Genomic DNA, 499 nt, shown 5'->3' with positions numbered 1-499 from the left:
CTGGCACGACAGGTTTCCCGACTGGAAAGCGGGCAGTGAGCGCAACGCAATTAATGTAAGTTAGCTCACTCATTAGGCACCGGGATCTCGACCGATGCCCTTGAGAGCCTTCAACCCAGTCAGCTCCTTCCGGTGGGCGCGGGGCATGACTATCGTCGCCGCACTTATGACTGTCTTCTTTATCATGCAACTCGTAGGACAGGTGCCGGCAGCGCTCTGGGTCATTTTCGGCGAGGACCGCTTTCGCTGGAGCGCGACGATGATCGGCCTGTCGCTTGCGGTATTCGGAATCTTGCACGCCCTCGCTCAAGCCTTCGTCACTGGTCCCGCCACCAAACGTTTCGGCGAGAAGCAGGCCATTATCGCCGGCATGGCGGCCCCACGGGTGCGCATGATCGTGCTCCTGTCGTTGAGGACCCGGCTAGGCTGGCGGGGTTGCCTTACTGGTTAGCAGAATGAATCACCGATACGCGAGCGAACGTGAAGCGACTGCTGCTGC

At 59.7% G+C, this 499-nt stretch carries 1 pseudogene; it reads left to right on the top strand.

From position 1 onward, the window contains the following. Window positions 1-88: 88 nt before the first annotated feature. Window positions 89-430 (top strand): annotated as a pseudogene (locus SB689_RS22540) (hypothetical protein); the annotation flags it as partial. Between the last annotated feature and the right edge of the window lie 69 nt (window positions 431-499).

Origin of the sequence: Chryseobacterium sp. SIMBA_038, from assembly GCF_046535115.1 — a bacterium.
GTDB lineage: Bacteria > Bacteroidota > Bacteroidia > Flavobacteriales > Weeksellaceae > Chryseobacterium.
Note: the sequence above shows the minus strand (reverse complement) of the source record. Positions and strands in the feature narration are given on the sequence as shown.